This is a genomic window from Streptomyces sp. NBC_00459, assembly GCF_036013955.1.
Taxonomy (GTDB): Bacteria; Actinomycetota; Actinomycetes; order Streptomycetales; family Streptomycetaceae; genus Streptomyces.
This window is the reverse complement of sequence record NZ_CP107903.1, coordinates 6,494,940-6,512,837: the sequence shown is the minus strand read 5'-3', so window position 1 is coordinate 6,512,837 and position 17,898 is coordinate 6,494,940. Positions and strand designations below refer to the sequence as shown.

Genomic DNA, 17,898 nt, shown 5'->3' with positions numbered 1-17,898 from the left:
CGGAGAAACCATCACGGGACCCCCACGCGGTTGCGGCGGCGAAGTAGTACGTCACTTGCCAAGTCGGACGGCGGGACCGTCCGGTTGCCGCGTCTGGGCGAGCGTGGCGCACATCACAGCGACGGCCATTCCGCCGAGGAGGAAGAGGTACGAGCCGACTCCCGCGGCGAACAGGAAGTCTCCCTCCGGGCGGCTGGCGGTGAGCAGGATGACGGCGACCATCCAGCCGGCCGCGGGCGCGACCGCCCCGGCGCGCGTGCCGACGGCACGCGCCCCACCGAGGAACAGCCCGGCCGCTCCGCCCAGCGAGAGCAGCAGCCCGCCCGGGAACCACGCGGCCTGGAGGAGCCCGCCGGCGACCCCCACGACGGCCCCGAGGACGAAGAGCCCCAGGTAGCCCGCCGAACGGCCCGGAGAGGGCCCGACGAGCGGCTGGGCCAGCAGACCGCCCCCGGCCACGGCCTTCCCACGGGCTTCGCCCGCAGGGGCCTTCCCGTTCGCACTCATCCCGCACCACCCTCCGCAGTCACTGCAGTCACTGCGATCCCGTCGAACAGATCGGTCTCACGCACAGAAATACGCTCAACACCCTCGCGGCGCTCAATACACTCACCACGCACCAACTCGTAGTACTCGTCGGTGAAGAGCGGCTGCGCCTGCTGGTTGGAGAGGGCGAACCAGGGCTCGGCCACCTCGATCTGCGTGGCGTGGGCGCGCATCGCGGCGGCCTTGGCGGCGGCGTACGCGGTTCCGTCGACGGCCGTGGTGATGCGGTCCTCGTCCACGACACCCGGTACGTCGTCGATGACACCGGCCTTGGCGAAGGGCAGCCCGGGCAGCGCCTCCCGCAGTCGCGCGAACCCCTCCTCGGCGACCGGCCGGGGCACCCGGTTCCAGTAGACCTTGGGGACGCTCCAGCCGGCCTCGACGGCCAGTTCCACGGCGCGCATGGCCACGCGGTGGGCCTGGATGTGGTCGGGGTGGCCGTAGCCGCCGTCCGGGTCGTATGTCACGACGACCTGCGGACGGACCTCGAGAATCACCTCGACGAGGTACCCGGCCGCCTCGTCGACATCCGCCTGCCAGAAGCAGTCGGGGTCGTCGTTGTCGGCGAGCCCCATCATCCCGGAGTCGCCGTACCTGCCGGCCCCGCCGAGCAACCGGTGATCGTCGACACCGAGGGCACGCATCGCCGCGTCCAGCTCACGCAGCCGGTGTTCACCGAGGGCGGCCCCGGTGAGATGCGCGAGCTCGGGCGGAATGACCTCTCCGCGCTCACCGAGGGTGCAGGTGACCAGCGTCACCCGGGCGCCCTCGGCCGCGTACCTGGCCATGGTCGCGCCGTTGTTGATCGACTCGTCGTCCGGATGCGCGTGCACCAGAAGGAGACGCCGGTCGGGCAGTTCCGTCATGGGGTCAGCCTACGAGGCGCGGGGCTTCGGGCTCATGCCGCCTGCCCGCCCTCGACCCGGCCCTCCGGACGACTCAGAACCCCAGGTACGTGATCTGGACGACGTAGACACGCTCGCTCCGCACGACGACCTGATAGGTGAACATGCCACCAGGGACGATGACGTCACCACCTTTCGGGTCCACACCCCTGTGTGCCTGGCCGTGAACATGGAGGGCTTCGACTGCCCTGACGAGCTCGTCCGCCTTTCTCTCCACCGTGGCGAGGAAGTCGGCTGGAGCGGTACGGGCGACTTCCTCCGCGCCAAAGGCGTACTCCCACTTCCAGCTCACTCGCGGACTGACTTCATGGCCTCGTCGAATACGGAACTCAGTTCCCGCAGGGCTTCCTGAGCGGCAGCCGGATCTTCGTCCTCCAGGTGGCTCTGCGCCTGGGTGTAGCGGGCAGTCAGATCGGGGCGACGCGCGATTTCGATGTTCCTGGCCCAGGCCAGGACCCAGCTCTGCACTGGGCTGAGGGATTGCCATTCGACCGCCCTGGCGAATGCCTCGTCTTTCTGGGCCTGCATCTCCTCCAGGCGGCCCGGGGCGACCACGGCGAGGGCCGCGCGCAAGGCGTCAGGGGTGTGCTCGGGACGAGGGATCAGCTCGTGTCCGTGGTGAGACTGGGTGCTCATCGTGTCCTCCTGGAGATGCCGTCGCCAGGGTATCGGGGCGGGACGCCGGCCGACCGGGCCTCGAGAGGAAGCGGGACACGCGTCGGCGGGGATTCTGTCCACCGGTGACGAGCTGACCATGGCGGGCCTCTAAGCCTTTCGTATTCGCCGTGTGGATTCGATGACGTGCGCGGGGATGCGTCAGGCGGCCACGGGGACGGTGACCTGGCAGTCGCGGCAGCGGCCGGGCTCGGGCGACCGGAATGCGCGCTCACAGCCGTCGCAGGTCTGGAGGGGGTGCCGGACGGGTGATGGCCCGGCTGGTGCGTGGTACGGCGCCGGGGGCGGCAGCTTCGCGGTGAGGCGGTGGGCCAGGAAGGCTGCCGGGCGGCGCATGCCTTCGGGTGGGAGGTCGCTGGTCAGTGCGTGTCGTACGGCGGTAGGACTGACGTCTCGCTCCAGCCAGGCGGCGACGCCGGGTGCGAGGTGGGCCGTGTCGCAGGCCGACAGGAGCAGGTCGGGGTCGTGGCGACGGAGGCCGGCGAGGAGGTCGGTGGCGGCCTGGAGGAGTCCTGGTCCCTTGTACGCGGGCTGCGGTACGGCGGGAAGGGGCTTGCGTGGGGCGCGCTTCTTGGGCGGGGCGGGGGTGCTGGTGGGGTGCGTGGGCTGGGCGGCAGGCCGGGGAGCCGACTCGGCGACTGCCTCCGGCACTGCTTCGGGTTCCGTACGGCGATCGGGGTGCCTCCCTGTGCGGTGTCCGGGCTGGTTGCAGGAGACCGTGCGGGTGACGATGTTGCCGCCGGGGGTGCGTTCGCGGGTTCGACTCAGGTAGCCGTGGGTTTCCAGTTCGCGCAGGGCGGCGGCGATACGGTCCGGACCCTCGGGGAACCTCTCGGCGAGGGTCTTGATGTCGACGGGGGCACCGGCGGGCAGCGACTGGATGTGGGCGCCCAGGCCGATCGCGAGCAGTGAGAGCTCGGGGTGCTGGGCGAGGTGGTTGCCGATCACCGTGAAGCGGGCGGTGTGACGGACGTTGTCGTGAATCACGCCCGAGACACCGGAACTGGGGCCCCGGCGAGGGTGGTTTTTGCCCGGGATCCGGGCTTGGGCGTGCGAGGGCACGCTAAGGTTTTTCGTGTCCATCGGGAAGGGCCTAACTTCCTTGGTGGTCAGGCCCTCGCATTGGGAGTGCAATCCCGGCGAGGGCCGTCTCATGTCTGCGGTTGTCGCGAAGTCGGTGCTGGTGGTGATGCTGCTGCGCTGAGCGTAGGGCAGGCAACCGGGCCCGAATCCAGCAGAGTTGCTGATGTTCACTCGGGCGAGTGAGTTTGGGCGGAGGCGGCCGTGGTCGCCGTCTCCGGCGGGCGGGAGGGGGTGGGGTTTGGTTGGTTCCTTTCTCCCCGAGTTCCTTTGAAAAGAGCGCTGGTCGCACCGGAACACGGGGAATCGGGTTCCGGTGCGACATCGATTTCCGCCCACACCGTTTTGCGCGGGCGCAGCCCCGGACCCCACCCCCACCGATCGGCAAGCGCCTCGACCAGGGCGAGTCCCCGCCCGGACTCCGCGTCGTCGGACGGAGGTTGAGGACACGGCGGACGGTCACCGCAGGTGTCGGTCACCTCGATACGCAGGGTGGCGCCGATGACGTACACCGTGAGCCGGAAATCGCGGCCGGGGACGCGTCCGTGAGTGACCGCGTTCGCTGCCAACTCGGCGACGATCTGGCGGGCCGGGTCCAAGGGGAGTTCCCAGGAGCGCAGTTGCTCGGCGGTGAGCAGCCGGGCCAGGCGGGCGCCACGGGGCGTGGGAGACAGCCGCACGCTGAAGTTGCGGAAGGCGTGCTCGGGCTGGAACTGGGGCTCGGGGGCGGCCATTTGTCGATTCACGTCACTCAGAGTGGCCGCACACACCTACCGTGAGCAGTGACTCAGACGATGCATACGGTGACTGTCCGGAGCATGTCCGGTCGTGTCCGGGCTGTCGGGACGGGGCGTACGGGTAGAGCGAGAGCAGTACAGCACGGCACGACGGAGGGGCGCGGCATGAGCGTGGACAGCGACGCGGGGCAGCTCAAGGGCGAGGCGGACGAGCCGGGTCGGGAGGTGGACCCGGACGACGAGTGGGGTGTGGCGGTCGTGGAGACCGTCGGACGTCAGCTGAAGCTGCGCCGGGAGGCGGCAGGGATGCGGGCGGCCGACTTCGGCAGAGCGCTCGGATACGGCGAGGACATCGTCTACAAGGTCGAGGGCGGGAAACGGATCCCCCGGCCCGAGTATCTGGTGAAGGCGGACGAGGTGCTGGGGGCGGACGGCCTGATCGCCGCCATGAACGAGGACTTGGAGAAGGTCCGGCACCCGAAGAAGGTACGGGCCATCGCGATGCTGGAGTCCAAGGCGGTCGAGCTTCAGCTCTACGATCCGCTGAACATCCACGGGTTGCTGCAGACGCCGGAGTACGCACGGGCCCTGCTCATGATGCGGCGCCCCGCGTACACCGCGAGCGAGGTGGAGCGGTTCTTCGCGGCGCGGGTGGCCCGCAAGTCCGTCTTCGAACGGGATCCGGCGCCTGAACTCGGCTTCGTCTTGGAGGAGTGGACACTTCGGCGCCCGCTCGGGGGGAAGGCGATGCTCCGCTGCCAGCTCGAACATCTTCTGGAGACAGGGCAGTTGCGCGGCGTCGAGCTTCAGGTGATGCCGATGGATCGCGAGGAACACGCCGGTGTGGACGGCAGTATCGAGGTGCTGAAGTTCGCGGACGGTACGGCGGTGGGTCGTTCGCCAGTGGTGGCCAACGGCCGACCGGTCTCCGATGCGAAGCAGCTCCGTATCCTTGAACTGCGGTATGGCATCATCCGAGGCCAGGCTCTCACCCCACGTGAATCAGCGGCCTTCATCGAACAAGCGCTGGGGGACACATGAACCGCAACACCTCGACCGAGGGCGCCTCCGGCCTGGCGTGGTTCAAGAGCAGCCACAGCAGCGGCAGCGAAGGCGACTCCTGCGTCGAGGTCGCCACCACGCCGGGCACCATCCACGTACGTGATTCCAAGTACGTCATGGGCGGCCCCCGCCTGGCCTTCACCTCCGCCAGCTGGACCGCTTTCGTGCCGTATCCGACCGAACGCTGACCAGCTCGGCGCACGGCCGCGGCGAGCCCGGCCTCACGGGTTGACGCGCTTGGCATTTACGCGCTTGCAGTACCCAACACCCTGATACCAAACGAGGGTCATTTCACCTGGACGCATGGGTCCGGCTCCTGGTCTGCACGATGTTGAGAACCTCGCCGACACAGAGCCCGACACCATGCGCTTCCGTCTCCACCACCTGCGCGCCCGCCTCACGAAGCACGCCCGTCGTCGCTGGCTGCGCATCGACAAGGGCTAACCCTGGGCAGGCGCCTTCACCACAAGCCGACAACGGCTCACCGACCGCCCGGCCGTCACCTGACGACCGGCACTCTCGCACCGACAAAGACCGGAACGGAGGACACACCGCAATATTTTCGGGCCCCTGGAACCCGGCACGCCCACAGCGTCAGGCGCCCCCCCACCTCGACAGGGGCGAGGACATTACGGGCGAACCGCCGAGTCGATCAGAGCACGAACCTCGCTGAAGGATCGAGGTCAGATGCTGTTGTGGTACATCCTCGCCTCGGTGGCGGATACCTTTTCCGGCTCACATCGGATTGCGGCCTCGATAACGGGAAGCAGTTTATCGACTTGGTCACGCAATTTCTTGTTGCGCCCTTCCAGCTCCTTGTGCCATGCCCGAGCGTTCTTCCCTACCCAGACATGGTCACCACCGATGTCCTCAGTCGACTTCTTGAGCGCCTCCCTCAAACCTTCAACTTCCTTCGCCAGATCTCGCCGCAACTTCTCCAAGTCCGCTTTACGCGGATTTGAAACTTTTAGCTCGGAATCCGTCATGACTGCACCCTCTATGCACACCGACCTGCCGACTGCTCAACACCGTACCAACCCGAACCCTGGCTCCCACAATCACGACCCGATCGTGTAGTTCCCGGGCCATCGCATTGCTTCCCGTCGTCCATACCGCCTAGCCTGATTCCATGACCGCAGCAACAGCACCCGCCAAGATTCCCGATCTATTAGTGCTTCCCACCATGAGTCAGGTTCCTCGGAACGCCGACGGCTCCCCGGTCCAGCACGACACCGTTGACGTGATGCTCGTACCTGTAGCTACCGAAGGCGGTGGGGAACGACTGGTGTGTCTGGCGTTCACCTCCGTTCCCCTGCTTGTCGAAGCTCTGGGCCAAGAACAGGCCTGGGTGATGATCCCGACCCAACGAATGGAAAAGGCGCTGCAGGGATCGGGCGCCCAAGGGGTCTTGGTGGACCCTCAGTTGGCGAATGGGGCAGTAGGAGGTAGCCCCAATGACTGACCCAAACTTCTCGGGAATCAATCCCCAGAATTTACTCAGGACCATCAGCAGCCTGGAGTCCGGCGGCAGGAAATTGCATGGCGCCAAAGCAGCATTCCTCGGAAGATTCCAAAAGCACGGTCTCGATTCCAGCAGCCTGACAGAGATCGGAAAGATCGCCAGTTGGGTCGATGACGAACTCCCGATGTTGCGGCGGCGCCAGACGCTGGCGGCTGCAATGGAGACGGAGGGAGGCTACGATCCAAAGGTTCCGATGATTCAGCTCCGCGAGCCCATCCTCACCGGAGCCGCGGCCATGAAGGACGGGAAAGAGCTTGCCGAGGCCGTCAACAAAGCCGGAGATCTTGATCCCAGCCAAGCTGGAGCCGAGTTCCACCGGATCGCAGAAACTCTGAGCCTGCACAAGGGCGACCCGGACTTCACTTCGGCCTTCTACGCCAAAATGAATCCTGAGCTACTTGAGAACCTCCCTTTGGCTATTGCGGCCGCGAATGCACCGACCGCAAAAGAGGACACCAAGATTTTCGGGTCTGCGTTCACGGCGGCAGTTAATTACGAGTCCCCCGCACCTGGCTTTGACAAGGCTTATTCCGTCTTCAGTGGCGACATCCCGAAGGATAAGCCAAGTGCGGTATTCAATCGCGCCTTGATGCAGAGCAACGATCCAGAGCTCTGGGAGATCGCATGGGATCACGCCAAAAAAGCAGTGGCCAAGCTCGGTGATCCCGCCGATACCTGGTCCGACCACGCCGGATTGATTGCAGGGGTTATCGGCGTACAGTTCAAGTACGCTGACCATTTTCAATCCCAGGCGCAGAAATTTAGCGACACGGCTTCCGACCTCCACCAGCGTCGACTCAATGCCATGACTCCAGAAGAAAAGCGCGTATTCAAGAAGGAAACACGGAGAGCCGCAAAAGCAGCAAAGTCGTCGGGTCGCCAGGCCGAGCGCGCTCTGGCAAAGTACGGCATGGGACCATTTTCGCGCCTGATGGAATTGTCAGTGGGCGATGCTGGGAGTTGGGTCATGAAGAGCCTTCCCAGCGTGCATCCGCCAAGCAGCACTGGCGCCTTCGGTAAAATCCTGCGGACCGGTGGCAAACTCCCACTGGTGGGTTCGATCCTGACGATTGGCGCAATCGCCTGGGACATCCACGGTGGCGAAGAGAAAGACGTTGCCATTGCCGCCAACGTTGCCGGTATGGGCGCCGGCATGGCTGGCACCTGGGCCGGTATGGCAGCCGTTGCCGCAGTCGGTGGACCGGTCGGCTGGGGAATCGCTGCTGGCATTGTCGTAGGGTTCGGTGTCGGCTACACCGCTTCGTACCTCCTCAAGGACACTGAGATCGGCAGGAAGGCCGTCAACGCAGTCAGCGGATCAGTAAAGAGCGCCGGAAAGACAATCAGCGATGGGGCCTCAGCGGTGAAGAATACCGTTTCAGGTTGGTTCTCATGAGGAATAGGTAATGGCCAAGAAACAACGGAAACGCTCACCCAGCTCTTTTCGGAACCCACAGAGTTCTGCCCGAGCCGCGGCGGCCAAAGAGGCAGCCAGGACAGTCGCCGAAGGCTGGCATCCTCGCCCGCCGCTCCCTCAGCTTCGTCTTGTCCTCACTCTCGCGGGCTTGGGGATTCTTTGCGTCGGCATCTTCCTCGCGCTTTGGCTTCCCTCGAAAGGAGTCGTTGATGACCTTCGTTCCCGCGGGGTGACTGCGACGGCCGCAGTCACCAAGGTCGACGACAAACCTGAGACCGTAGAAGTGCGCTTCCGAAGTTCTGATGGGACTGTCACCACAAATTTGCACGACTATGCGGGAATGCGCCCAGAAGTACAGGTCGGGCAGACCCTGACGGTTCGCTACGACCCCCAGGACCCTTCTCGGGTACTTACTCAAAGTTGGGTCAACAGCCCGCCCATCGTAAATCTGCCGATGTTTGGAACTGCAGCACTGGCCTTGCTCCTGCTGGCAGCTGCGGCCTTTCTGACACTCCGTCGCCATCAGGTTCTCAGCCTTGCCAAGGTATCCGCGCAGGACGGTTCCCCCTCAAGCTCCTTGGCAGCGGAGGAGAATGGGAAGACGACGCGGCTCTCCAAGGAATAGTGCGTATCATCCTCGTCTTCGGAGTCCCGGTGACACGGCCCGCAACATGAGCGTGAGCGAATGCGAAAGTTCCGCATGAAGGGCAAAGGCAAGGCGCGGTAGTTCACGTCTTACGGGCGGTGCTGGTCATGCACAGCACGGTGGGTGCAGTCGTCGCCAAGGGGCCTGTGGCGTCCCGCGCCAAGTCATGGGACCACGGCTCCAGCCGACGAGCTCACCGGCCTGGGTCAGCACGTTGAGGCGGTCGATCTGGCGGTGCCCTCAACGCGTGCACCGGTCCGGGTGACCAACTCCTCGGCCAAGTACCTCGCCGAACTGCCCACCGCCCGCGTAAGCGGCGTTCAAGCCGGCCAGGGCATGCGTTCCGCCCTGCGCCCCGTAGACGGCCAGGACGGCCAGGTAGCCGTACAGACGCCAGAAGTCGGGCGACGCCTTCGCCGGCTCCCCGAGCCGACCGTCAGCGTTGTGTCCGTCCACCCGGAACACACCCGGCGAGCTCGGGCTCCGGTCAACCACCTTCCGGAGCCCACCGAAGCCCACGCACCGGCGCCCGAACAGCGGGCGCGGCTCAGAACTTCAGGTCACCGATCATGCCCGCGATGCTCGTCGTCAGGTCGCTGATCGTCGGGGCGAAGGTCGATGAGGCCATGTAGAACCCCAGCAGCATGCACACCACCGCATGCCCTCCCTTGAGACCCGACTTCTTGATCAGCAAGAAGACGATGATCGCCAGCAGCACTACCGCCGAAATCGAGAGCGCCACGGCGGCTCACCTCCAAAGGGCCCAGGGACCGGGGGTCGGACTATGGGGGCAGGAAATCCATACAGTGGCCAGCAGGTTCATACCCACTTGCCGCCAGTGATCATAACTATTCGCCCGCGCGCATCGGTCGGCGCACGGCCGCACAAGGGGGCGCATGGCCAATATGGTCGGGGCATGACGACCGAGCCTGTCTCCTTCCCCCGTCGGCACGCCCGCACCCAGCGATTCACGCTCGGCGCGCCCCGTGCGTTCACCGTGGCGCCCGACGGGTCGCGGGTCGCCTACCTGCGGTCCTCCGCCGGTACCGACCGGGCCAACAAGCTGTGGGTGCTCGACCTGCCCGACGGCGGCGAGCGAAGCGAGATGGGGGTCCCCCCGGCCGAAGGCTGGGGGAGGGTCGCCGCCGACCCGTTCACGCTCCTCGGCGGGGCCGACGAGAAGCTGTCCGCCGAGGAGCGGGCGCGCCGGGAGCGCAGCCGGGAGGGCAGCGCCGGGATCGTCGGATACGCCACCGACTCGGCCGTGGAACTGGCCGCCTTCGCCTTGTCCGGGCGGCTTTTCGTGGCCGAACTGCAGGCCGGGACAGTGCGTGAGATCCCCGCCCGGGGGCAGGTGATCGACCCGCGCCCCTCCCCCGACGGACGGCTCGTCGCCTACGTCGCGGACGGCGCCCTGCACCTCACGGACCTGGCCGGCGAGGAGTCCCGCGCGCTCGCGGAGCCCGAGTCGGAGACCGTGACGTACGGGCTGGCCGAGTTCATCGCGGCCGAGGAGATGTCCCGTTCGCGTGGCTTCTGGTGGTCCCCGGAGTCCGACCGGCTGCTGGTCGCGCGGGCCGACGACGCGCCCGTGGACCGCTGGTGGATCTCCGATCCGGCGCATCCGGAACGCGAGCCGCAGCGCGTCGCGTATCCGGCGGCGGGCACCCCGAACGCGGAGGTGCGGCTCTTCGTACTCACCCTCGAAGGGGTGCGCACCGAGGTCGTCTGGGATCGGAAGAAGTACCCCTATCTGGCGCGTGTGCACTGGTCAGGGGCGGGTGCGCCGCTGCTTCTGGTGCAGTCGCGGGACCAGCGCGGGCAGCTCTTCCTGGCCGTCGACCCCGATTCGGGGACGACCCGGATGGTGCACGCGGAGGAAGATCCACATTGGCTGGATCTTTTCCCCGGTGTGCCCTGCTGGAGCCCCTCCGGACAGCTCGTGCGCATCGCCGACGAGGGGGGCGCCAGGGTGTTGGCGGTCGGTGAACGGCCCCTGACCGGAGCCCAGTTGCACGTCCGGGCGGTGCTGGACGTGTCGGCCCACGATGTGCTCGTGTCTGCGTCGGCAGGTGCGGATGCAGTCGGCAGCGAAATCGGCGAAGTGCACGTCTATCGAGTGAATGAGCTCGGACTGGAGCGCGTCTCGCTAGAGCCCGGCGTGCACTCGGCGGTTCGCGCCGGGGGCGTGACCGTACTCGTATCGGCGGTGCCGGACCGGCCGGGGGCCCAGGTACAGGTGCTGCGCGACGGGAAGCGAGCTGCGACCATCACCTCGTATGCGGAAGACCCCGGTTTGTCCCCGCGCATGACCCTCACCGAGGGGGGCGCACGCCGAATTCCATGCGCCCTGCTTATGCCGACCGACTACGACGGCGTCACTCCCCTCCCTGTCCTCATGGACCCCTACGGTGGTCCGCACGGCCCCAGGGTGGTCGCCGCGCACAACGCACACCTGACCTCGCAGTGGTTCGCCGACCAGGGGTTCGCGGTGGTCGTGGCCGACGGGCGGGGTACGCCGGGGCGGTCGCCCGCCTGGGAGAAAGCCGTCCACGGCGACTTCACGGTGTCGCTGGACGACCAGGTCGACGCCCTGCTGGACCTCGCCGAGCGTTACCCGCTCGATCTCTCCCGGGTGGCGATCCGGGGCTGGTCGTACGGCGGCTGGCTCGCGGGGCTGGCGGTGCTGCGGCGGCCGGACGTCTTCCACGCGGGTATCGCGGGCGCCCCGGTGACGGACTGGCGGCTGTACGACACGCACTACACGGAGCGGTATCTCGGTGACCCGGCCGCGACCCCGGAGGCGTACGCGAACAGTTCGCTCGTCGGCGACGAAGGTCTCTCGTCGCCCGCCGAGCCGCACCGGCCGCTGATGGTCGTCCACGGCACCGCCGACGACAACGTGGTCTTCGCCCACGCCCTGCGCCTGTCCTCGGCCCTGCTGGCCGATGGCCGCCCGCACGAGGTGCTCCCCCTGTCGGGCGTCACCCACATGACCCCGCAGGAGCAGGTCGCGGAGAACCTGCTGCTGCTTCAGGTGGACTTCCTGAAGAGGGCGTTGGGGCCGGCGTAGGTCTCACGCAGGTCTCACGCGGGTACGGCAACGGGCTGGGGCTACATGGCGAGCCCCAGCCCGTTTACGGCACCCGCACGGCCGTACGTTCCTCAGAGTGGACCGTCCATATATCGAGATCGGGTCGGCCAAGTTGCCTGCGTGTTAACGCGGTTCGTGCATATTTATGCGGTTATTTCACCCCGTCGGCAAGATCGTCCGAGAGTTCCGTCGGAACTCCGCAGGGACCGCCGGCGGCAGAACATGGGAACCGGGGCCGGGGAAGGCACGTCGCCGGTTCCCTCCCGCTTTGGTCATGGCCATCCAAAGCTGAACCAAGCGACGCCCCAGCCCTGGGTCAAAGGACAAAAGTCCAGATCAAAGGCGTCAATGAAGCATTGACGCCAGCTGAATCAGCGCTGAAAAGTCATATTCAGCCCGCTGTTCTGCTGTACGCGGGGCCCTCACCACTCCGGGCCTGGAGCACCATGACCTCGCCTATGCCTTCCGCCACCGCACCCCAGGTGGCGGCCGATTCCGGTGCCGTACCGCCGACGCCATCCGCGCCGGCCCGCGGCGGCACCGGCCGCTCGCCGGGGCGGATCGCCTGGCTGCGCTTCCGCCGCGACCGCACCGGGGTCGTCTCGGCCGCCGTGGTCGTGCTGTTCTTCGTGGCGGGCATCGCCGCCCCGCTGATCGCCAAGGTCTACGGCAAGGACCCGTACACGACATACGGCCAGAACGGCACCGGCCTGCTCAACGAGTTCGGTTTCCCGATCCGGCCCAACGGCGGTATCAGCGGCGACTTCTGGTTCGGGGTCGAACCGCAGCTCGGCCGGGACGTCTTCACCCTGCTGCTCTACGGCATCCGCAACTCGCTGCTCATCGCCACGGTGACGACCGTGCTGGTCACCGTCTTCGGCATCGCCGTCGGTCTCACGGCCGGCTATCTGGGCGGGCGGATCGACGGCTTCGTCGGCCGGGTCATCGACATCCTGCTGGCGTTCCCCTCCACCCTGTTCTTCATCGCCTTCTGGCCGGTGATGATCTCCGTCTTCGTGTCGCCGGAGGAGAACACCCCGACCTGGCTGACCGTCGTCAGCCTCATCTCCGTGATGACCGCGTTCGGCTGGGCGCCCATCGCCCGCCTGCTGCGCGGCGAGGTGCTCGCCCTGCGCGAGCGGGAGTTCGTGGAGTCCGCCAAGGTCACCGGCGCCTCCCCGGCCCGGATCATCTTCCGGGAGCTGCTGCCCAACCTGTGGACCCCGATCCTCATCCAGGCCACCCTCGCGCTGCCCATGTACGTCACCACCGAGGCGGCGCTCGCCTTCCTCGGGGTCGGGCTCAGCGACCCCACTCCCGACTGGGGCGTGATGATCCAGCGCGGGGCGCAGGTCTACCAGAACGACATCACCTACATGCTCTTCCCCGGCCTGTCGATGGTGATCTTCGTGATCGCCTTCAACCTCCTCGGCGACTCCGTGCGCGACGCACTGGACCCGAAGACCAGGCGCTGAACAGCAGCGCCGTCACCGCCCCGCACCGGCCCCGCCCAAAAAAACCGGACACCTCCGGGAACCCCGGGAACACCCCTTCTCCCTGATTCAGGCAGGACACCCCATGTCTCTCTCCCGCAGAAACTTCGTCATCGCCACCTCGGTAGCCGCCGGCGGCTCCATGGTTCTGTCCGCGTGCAGCAGCGGTGGGGGAGGCGGTGGTACGTCGGGGGGCGGCGACGCGGCCGGGACCAGCAAGTTCGCGTCGGTCACCATCGGCACCAAGGAGGACTCCACGGGGCCCTCGCCGGAGATCCCGGGGGCGAAGAAGGGCGGCACGATCCGGCCGATCGGCCCGCAGGACTTCTCGCACCTCGACCCGCAGCGCATCTACTACTCGTGGAACTCCGAGGTCGGCAACCTCTACATCCGCTGTCTGACCGGCTACCGCGTCGACGGCGGCGCGATGAAGCTCGTCGGTGACCTCGCCACCGACACCGGCACCATGGCGGACGGCGGCAAGACCTGGACCTTCACCCTGAAGGACGGGCTGAAGTGGGAGGACGGCAGCGAGCTGACCGTCGACGACGTACGGCACGGCATCGAGCGCGGCTTCGCCAGCTTCACCACCGAGGGCGCCACCTACCTCCAGGCCGCGCTGACCGGCACCAACGACTTCCGCTCGGTCTACAAGGGCCCGTACGACGGCAAGCACCTCGACTCGGTCGTCACGGACACCGCGAAGAAGACGATCACCTTCCACCTCAAGACGGCCCGCCCGGACCTCAACTGGACGCTGGCGATGCAGTCGTACGGAGCGGTGTCCGCCAAGCACGACACCAAGGAGAAGTACGACAAGGACCCGTTCTCCTGCGGGCCCTACCGGCTCTCCCAGCACTCCGTCGACAAGTCGCTGACGATGGTCCGCAACACCCACTGGGACCCGGCGACCGACCCGATCCGCAACGCCTACCCGGACTCGTTCGCCTTCGAGTTCGGCCCCGAGTCGCTCCAGAGCACCGACCGGCTGATCGCCGACTCCGGGACCGACCAGTACGCGGTGATGGCGTACAGCGGGGTACCGGCCGAGCGCATCCAGAAGGTGCTGACGACGCCCGCGCTGAAGAGCCGTACCGTCGACGGACTGCTGACGGGCCTGTACTACTACGCCATCAACTGCAGGCGGATCACCGACCTGAAGGTCCGTCAGGCGCTCAACTACGCCTGGCCGTTGCAGCAGATCCGGACCATCTACGGCGGCCCGTCCGCCGGCGACTACGCGACCACGATCCTCGGCCCGGACATGGCGGGCCGGGTGAAGTTCGACGTCTACGGCAAGCTGGCGAAACCGCAGGGCGACACCGCGAAGGCGAAGGCGCTGCTGAAGGAGGCCGGCAAGCTCGGCCAGAAGATCGTCTACACCTACCCGCAGGGTGGCAACGACGCCTACGAGAAGACGAAGGTCGTCATCGCCAACGCCCTGAAGGACGCGGGCTTCGACCCGGTGGTCAAGCCGGTGGAGTCGACCAGCTACTACGACCAGGTCCAGCAGATCGACAACTCCTTCGACGTGATGTGGTTCGGCTGGTCCCCCGACTGGCCCACCGGCTACACCATGCTCCAGCCCCTCTTCGACGGCCGGACGATCGCCAACGGCGCCAACAACGTCTCACAGCTGAAGGTGAGCTGGGTCGACGCGGCGATCGACAAGGCCGCCGCCCTCACCGACCCGGCGAAGGCCAACGCGGCGTGGGCGGCGCTGGACAAGGAGCTCATGGAGAAGGAGGCGCCGATCATCCCCGAGACGTATCAGCGCCGCTTCTACCTGTACGGCAGCAAGGTGGGTGGGACGGAGTACGACCCGCTCAACTCGTCGTTCGTGCTTTACAAGTTGTTCGCCAAGTAGCGCTGGGTCCGCGGTTCTTCGGCTGCGGGCCGGTGGGGGCTGGTCGCGCAGTTCCCCGCGCCCCTGAAGGGGCGCGTTACCGCACCGGAGTTCATCGATACCCCCGCCCACCTCCCACCCGACCACTCCGGCACCGGTCCCGCCCACCAGGGACCGGTGCCGGGGGTTCCGCCAGGGAATCCGATCGCCATGTTCCGCTTCATCCTCCGCCGGACGCTCAGCGCGCTGATGATCCTCCTCGTCATCAGCGCGATCACCTTCGTCCTCTTCTACGTCGCCCCGCGCGACCCGGCCCGCAGCGCCTGCGGCAAGCTCTGCACGCCGGAGACGCTCGCGCTCGTCCGGCGCAACCTGGGCATCGACGACCCGCTGCCGGTGCAGTACTGGCACTGGCTGGCGGGCGTGTTCGTGGGCCGTGACTACGCCGGCCTCGGCCACTGCTCGGCGCCCTGCCTCGGCTACTCGTTCACCAACCACGAGCCGGTCCTCGGCCTGATCACCAACCGTTTCCCCACCACGCTCTCCCTCGCGCTGGGCAGCACGGTGGTCTTCGTGGTCCTCGGTGTCGGCACGGGCATGCTCGCGGCGGTGAAGCAGGGCCGGGCCCTGGACAAGATCGCCTCGTCGATCTCGCTGATCGGCTCGTCCCTGCAGATCTACATCGTCGGCGTGGTGGCCATGTACTACCTCTCCGACCAGTGGGGCATCCTCCCCCGCCCCCAGGACAGCGTCGGCTTCACCCAGGACCCGGCGGCCTGGTTCAAGGGCCTGCTGCTGCCCTGGTTCGTCCTCGCGATCATCTTCACCGCCAACTACACCCGGATGACCCGCTCCCAGCTCGTGGAGACCCTCGCCGAGGACTACGTCCGTACGGCCCGCGCCAAGGGTCTGTCCCGCCGCACGGTGTTCTTCCGGTTCGCCTGGCGGGGCGCGATGGGCCCGATCGTCACGATCCTGGGCCTCGACATCGGCTATCTGCTCGGCGGCGCGATCATCACGGAGGAGACCTTCGGCCTGCACGGCATCGGCGCCCTGTCCATCAAGGCGGTACGGGACAACGACCTGCCACTGCTGCTGGGGGTGGTCCTGGTGGCCGCCGCGGCGATCGTCGTGGCGAACATCGTGGTGGACGCGGTGTACGCGCTGATCGACCCGCGGATCAGGCTGGCGTAGGGGGACTTGATGACCTTACTGCCCACCCCTCCGAGCGACGCCTTCCTCTCCGTACGGGACCTGAAGGTGCACTTCGCCACCGACGACGGCGTGGTGAGGGCGGTGGACGGTCTGTCCTTCGACGTCGGGCGCGGCCGGACCCTGGGCATCGTCGGCGAGTCCGGCTCGGGCAAGTCGGTGACGAACCTGGCGATCCTGGGCCTGCACGACCGTACGCGCACGACGCTGACCGGGCAGATCCTGCTGGACGGCAAGGAGTTGCTGACGGCCCGGGAACGGGAGCTGGAGAAGCTCCGCGGCAACCGGATGGCGATGATCTTCCAGGACGCGCTGGCGTCGCTGTCGCCGTTCCACACGGTGGGCCGGCAGATCGCGGAGACGTACGCCAAGCACACCGGGGCTTCGCGCAGGGAGTCCAGGGCCCGTGCCGTGGAGATGCTGAGGCGCGTGGGCATCCCGCAGCCGGCCACGCGGGCGGACGACTACCCCCACCAGTTCTCCGGCGGTATGCGCCAACGGGCGATGATCGCGCTGGCGTTGGTGTGCGACCCGGAACTCCTGATCGCCGACGAGCCGACGACGTCCCTGGACGTCACGGTCCAGGCCCAGATCATGGACCTGCTGGGGGATCTCCAGCAGGAGTTCGGCACGTCGATCGTCTTCATCACGCACGACCTCGGCGTCATCTCCCGCATGGCGGACGACATCCTGGTGATGTACGCGGGCCGGGCGGTGGAGCGAGGCACCCGGGCCGAGGTACTGAGGACGCCTGAACACCCGTACACCTGGGGCCTGTTGGACTCGATGCCGACGCTGCGCACCCCGGTGGACGTGCCGCTGTCCCCGATCCCGGGCTCTCCTCCGTCGCTCCTCGACCCGCTCCCGGGCTGCCGCTTCGAGCCGCGCTGCGCGTTCACCGAACAGGTCCCGGAGGGCCGCTGCGCGAGCCACCGCCCCCTTCTGCCCCGGACGCCCGCCCATGGCGCGGCCTGCCATCTGACGGCGGTCCAGCGCGGGGAGTACTACCTGGACTACGTGGGTGCGGACACAAGATGACACGAAGGACCTGATCGCTACTCTTTGGGTATGGACTACGCGAAGATGCGCGCGATCGCCGAGGAGCTCACGGCCTACGCCGAAGAGCTCGAAGGGACCTGGAACGTCGAGATCGGACCTTCAGGCCCCTTCCTGGCCATGATGAGCCCGTCGAAGCGTCACGAGGGCACAGTCCGGCGCATCCGTAACCAGCTCAACGCCCAGCTGCCGGACACGCACCCCGGCTATGTCTGCGAGAACGGCCCCGAGATCGAGCACCCGGCCATAAGCCGTATGCGCCGCCCGGATGCCGTCGTCATCCCCGAGGACGTCCTCGACGAGGAAGGGCTCGCCGTCGACGCTACCCAGGTGCTGGCCGTCATCGAAATCGTCTCGCCGTCCGACCCGAACAACGACTATGGCGAGAAGCTGACCGAGTACCCCGCAATGGGCATCGCCCACTACATGATCGTCGATCCCCGCACGGGCACCATCGAGGTGCACTCCGACCCGTGCAAGGGCCGCTACCAGCAGAAGGACCCCTACATCTTCGGCGACTCGGTGCCGGTCGGCCCCTGGACCGTGCAGACCCACACGTTCCGCCGCTACGGGAAAGCCGGGAACGACCCGAGCTGAACGCCACCGA

General features: G+C 67.1%; 21 protein-coding genes. 12 read left to right on the top strand and 9 right to left on the bottom strand.

Annotated elements, in window-relative coordinates; all coding sequences use genetic code 11:
- Positions 1-51: 51 nt before the first annotated feature.
- The 6 genes from OHN74_RS28860 to OHN74_RS28835 form a co-directional block, all read right to left on the bottom strand.
- Positions 52-507, bottom strand: coding sequence for a DUF6113 family protein (locus tag OHN74_RS28860; RefSeq protein WP_327697504.1), 456 nt, complete (start codon positions 505-507; stop codon positions 52-54).
- Positions 504-1,412: an N-acetyl-1-D-myo-inositol-2-amino-2-deoxy-alpha-D-glucopyranoside deacetylase gene (gene mshB, locus OHN74_RS28855; protein ID WP_327697503.1), complete on the bottom strand. Its 909-nt coding sequence runs from the start codon at positions 1,410-1,412 to the stop codon at positions 504-506. Before mshB ends, OHN74_RS28860 begins: the two co-directional genes overlap by 4 nt.
- A 73-nt stretch (positions 1,413-1,485) precedes the next feature.
- The gene (locus tag OHN74_RS28850) at positions 1,486-1,743 is read right to left on the bottom strand and encodes a hypothetical protein (RefSeq protein ID WP_327697502.1); all 258 of its coding nucleotides are present in this window, start codon (positions 1,741-1,743) and stop codon (positions 1,486-1,488) included.
- Positions 1,740-2,087, bottom strand: coding sequence for a hypothetical protein (locus OHN74_RS28845; protein WP_327697501.1), 348 nt, complete (start codon positions 2,085-2,087; stop codon positions 1,740-1,742). The genes OHN74_RS28850 and OHN74_RS28845 overlap by 4 nt, the downstream gene beginning before the upstream one ends.
- A 180-nt stretch (positions 2,088-2,267) precedes the next feature.
- Positions 2,268-3,209, bottom strand: coding sequence for a helix-turn-helix domain-containing protein (locus OHN74_RS28840; protein ID WP_327700316.1), 942 nt, complete (start codon positions 3,207-3,209; stop codon positions 2,268-2,270).
- A gap of 167 nt (positions 3,210-3,376) precedes the next feature.
- Positions 3,377-3,952 carry an ATP-binding protein gene (locus OHN74_RS28835; protein ID WP_327697500.1) on the bottom strand — a complete coding sequence of 192 codons (576 nt, stop codon included), beginning with the start codon at positions 3,950-3,952 and terminating at the stop codon, positions 3,377-3,379.
- Between the two features lie 156 nt (positions 3,953-4,108).
- Between OHN74_RS28835 and OHN74_RS28830 the strand changes: the two genes are divergently transcribed.
- From OHN74_RS28830 to OHN74_RS28820, 3 genes are all read left to right on the top strand, one after another.
- A complete protein-coding gene (locus OHN74_RS28830) occupies positions 4,109-4,984 on the top strand; it encodes a helix-turn-helix domain-containing protein (protein ID WP_327697499.1) in 876 nt (291 codons plus the stop codon).
- A complete protein-coding gene (locus OHN74_RS28825) occupies positions 4,981-5,193 on the top strand; it encodes a DUF397 domain-containing protein (RefSeq protein WP_327697498.1) in 213 nt (70 codons plus the stop codon). The genes OHN74_RS28830 and OHN74_RS28825 overlap by 4 nt, the downstream gene beginning before the upstream one ends.
- 115 nt (positions 5,194-5,308) lie before the next feature.
- Positions 5,309-5,449, top strand: coding sequence for a hypothetical protein (locus OHN74_RS28820; RefSeq protein ID WP_327697497.1), 141 nt, complete (start codon positions 5,309-5,311; stop codon positions 5,447-5,449).
- A gap of 239 nt (positions 5,450-5,688) precedes the next feature.
- Here OHN74_RS28820 and OHN74_RS28815 read toward each other — a convergent pair whose 3' ends face one another.
- The gene (locus tag OHN74_RS28815) at positions 5,689-5,991 is read right to left on the bottom strand and encodes a hypothetical protein (protein WP_327697496.1); all 303 of its coding nucleotides are present in this window, start codon (positions 5,989-5,991) and stop codon (positions 5,689-5,691) included.
- A 143-nt stretch (positions 5,992-6,134) separates the two neighbouring features.
- Here OHN74_RS28815 and OHN74_RS28810 point away from each other — a divergent pair, with 143 nt between their 5' ends.
- The 3 genes from OHN74_RS28810 to OHN74_RS42940 are packed head-to-tail and all read left to right on the top strand — an operon-like array spanning position 6,135 to position 8,569.
- Complete coding sequence (locus OHN74_RS28810; RefSeq protein ID WP_327697495.1) at positions 6,135-6,467, top strand: SAV_915 family protein; 333 nt, start codon at positions 6,135-6,137, stop codon at positions 6,465-6,467.
- Positions 6,460-7,923, top strand: a complete 1,464-nt coding sequence (locus tag OHN74_RS28805; RefSeq protein WP_327697494.1) for a hypothetical protein — start codon at positions 6,460-6,462, stop codon at positions 7,921-7,923. The genes OHN74_RS28810 and OHN74_RS28805 overlap by 8 nt, the downstream gene beginning before the upstream one ends.
- A 10-nt stretch (positions 7,924-7,933) precedes the next feature.
- The gene (locus OHN74_RS42940) at positions 7,934-8,569 is read left to right on the top strand and encodes a DUF3592 domain-containing protein (protein ID WP_443060466.1); all 636 of its coding nucleotides are present in this window, start codon (positions 7,934-7,936) and stop codon (positions 8,567-8,569) included.
- A gap of 261 nt (positions 8,570-8,830) precedes the next feature.
- On the opposite strand, the gene OHN74_RS28800 is transcribed toward OHN74_RS42940, so the two are convergent.
- Both OHN74_RS28800 and OHN74_RS28795 read right to left on the bottom strand, forming a co-directional pair.
- On the bottom strand, positions 8,831-9,046 hold the full coding sequence (locus tag OHN74_RS28800) for a hypothetical protein (RefSeq protein ID WP_327697493.1): 216 nt from the start codon (positions 9,044-9,046) through the stop codon (positions 8,831-8,833).
- A 91-nt stretch (positions 9,047-9,137) separates the two neighbouring features.
- Positions 9,138-9,332, bottom strand: a complete 195-nt coding sequence (locus tag OHN74_RS28795; protein WP_006375723.1) for a hypothetical protein — start codon at positions 9,330-9,332, stop codon at positions 9,138-9,140.
- Positions 9,333-9,506: 174 nt separating this feature from the next.
- Between OHN74_RS28795 and OHN74_RS28790 the strand changes: the two genes are divergently transcribed.
- From OHN74_RS28790 to OHN74_RS28765, 6 genes are all read left to right on the top strand, one after another.
- Positions 9,507-11,663, top strand: coding sequence for a S9 family peptidase (locus OHN74_RS28790; RefSeq protein ID WP_327697492.1), 2,157 nt, complete (start codon positions 9,507-9,509; stop codon positions 11,661-11,663).
- A gap of 479 nt (positions 11,664-12,142) precedes the next feature.
- Entirely contained in the window at positions 12,143-13,159 is a 1,017-nt protein-coding gene (locus tag OHN74_RS28785) for an ABC transporter permease (RefSeq protein ID WP_327697491.1), read from the top strand.
- 103 nt (positions 13,160-13,262) lie between these two features.
- Complete coding sequence (locus OHN74_RS28780; protein ID WP_327697490.1) at positions 13,263-15,044, top strand: ABC transporter substrate-binding protein; 1,782 nt, start codon at positions 13,263-13,265, stop codon at positions 15,042-15,044.
- A 189-nt stretch (positions 15,045-15,233) separates the two neighbouring features.
- On the top strand, positions 15,234-16,217 hold the full coding sequence (locus OHN74_RS28775; protein ID WP_327697489.1) for an ABC transporter permease: 984 nt from the start codon (positions 15,234-15,236) through the stop codon (positions 16,215-16,217).
- Between the two features lie 9 nt (positions 16,218-16,226).
- The gene (locus tag OHN74_RS28770; RefSeq protein WP_327697488.1) at positions 16,227-17,273 is read left to right on the top strand and encodes an ABC transporter ATP-binding protein; all 1,047 of its coding nucleotides are present in this window, start codon (positions 16,227-16,229) and stop codon (positions 17,271-17,273) included.
- A 30-nt stretch (positions 17,274-17,303) separates the two neighbouring features.
- Positions 17,304-17,888, top strand: a complete 585-nt coding sequence (locus OHN74_RS28765; RefSeq protein ID WP_327697487.1) for a Uma2 family endonuclease — start codon at positions 17,304-17,306, stop codon at positions 17,886-17,888.
- Positions 17,889-17,898 lie beyond the last annotated feature (10 nt).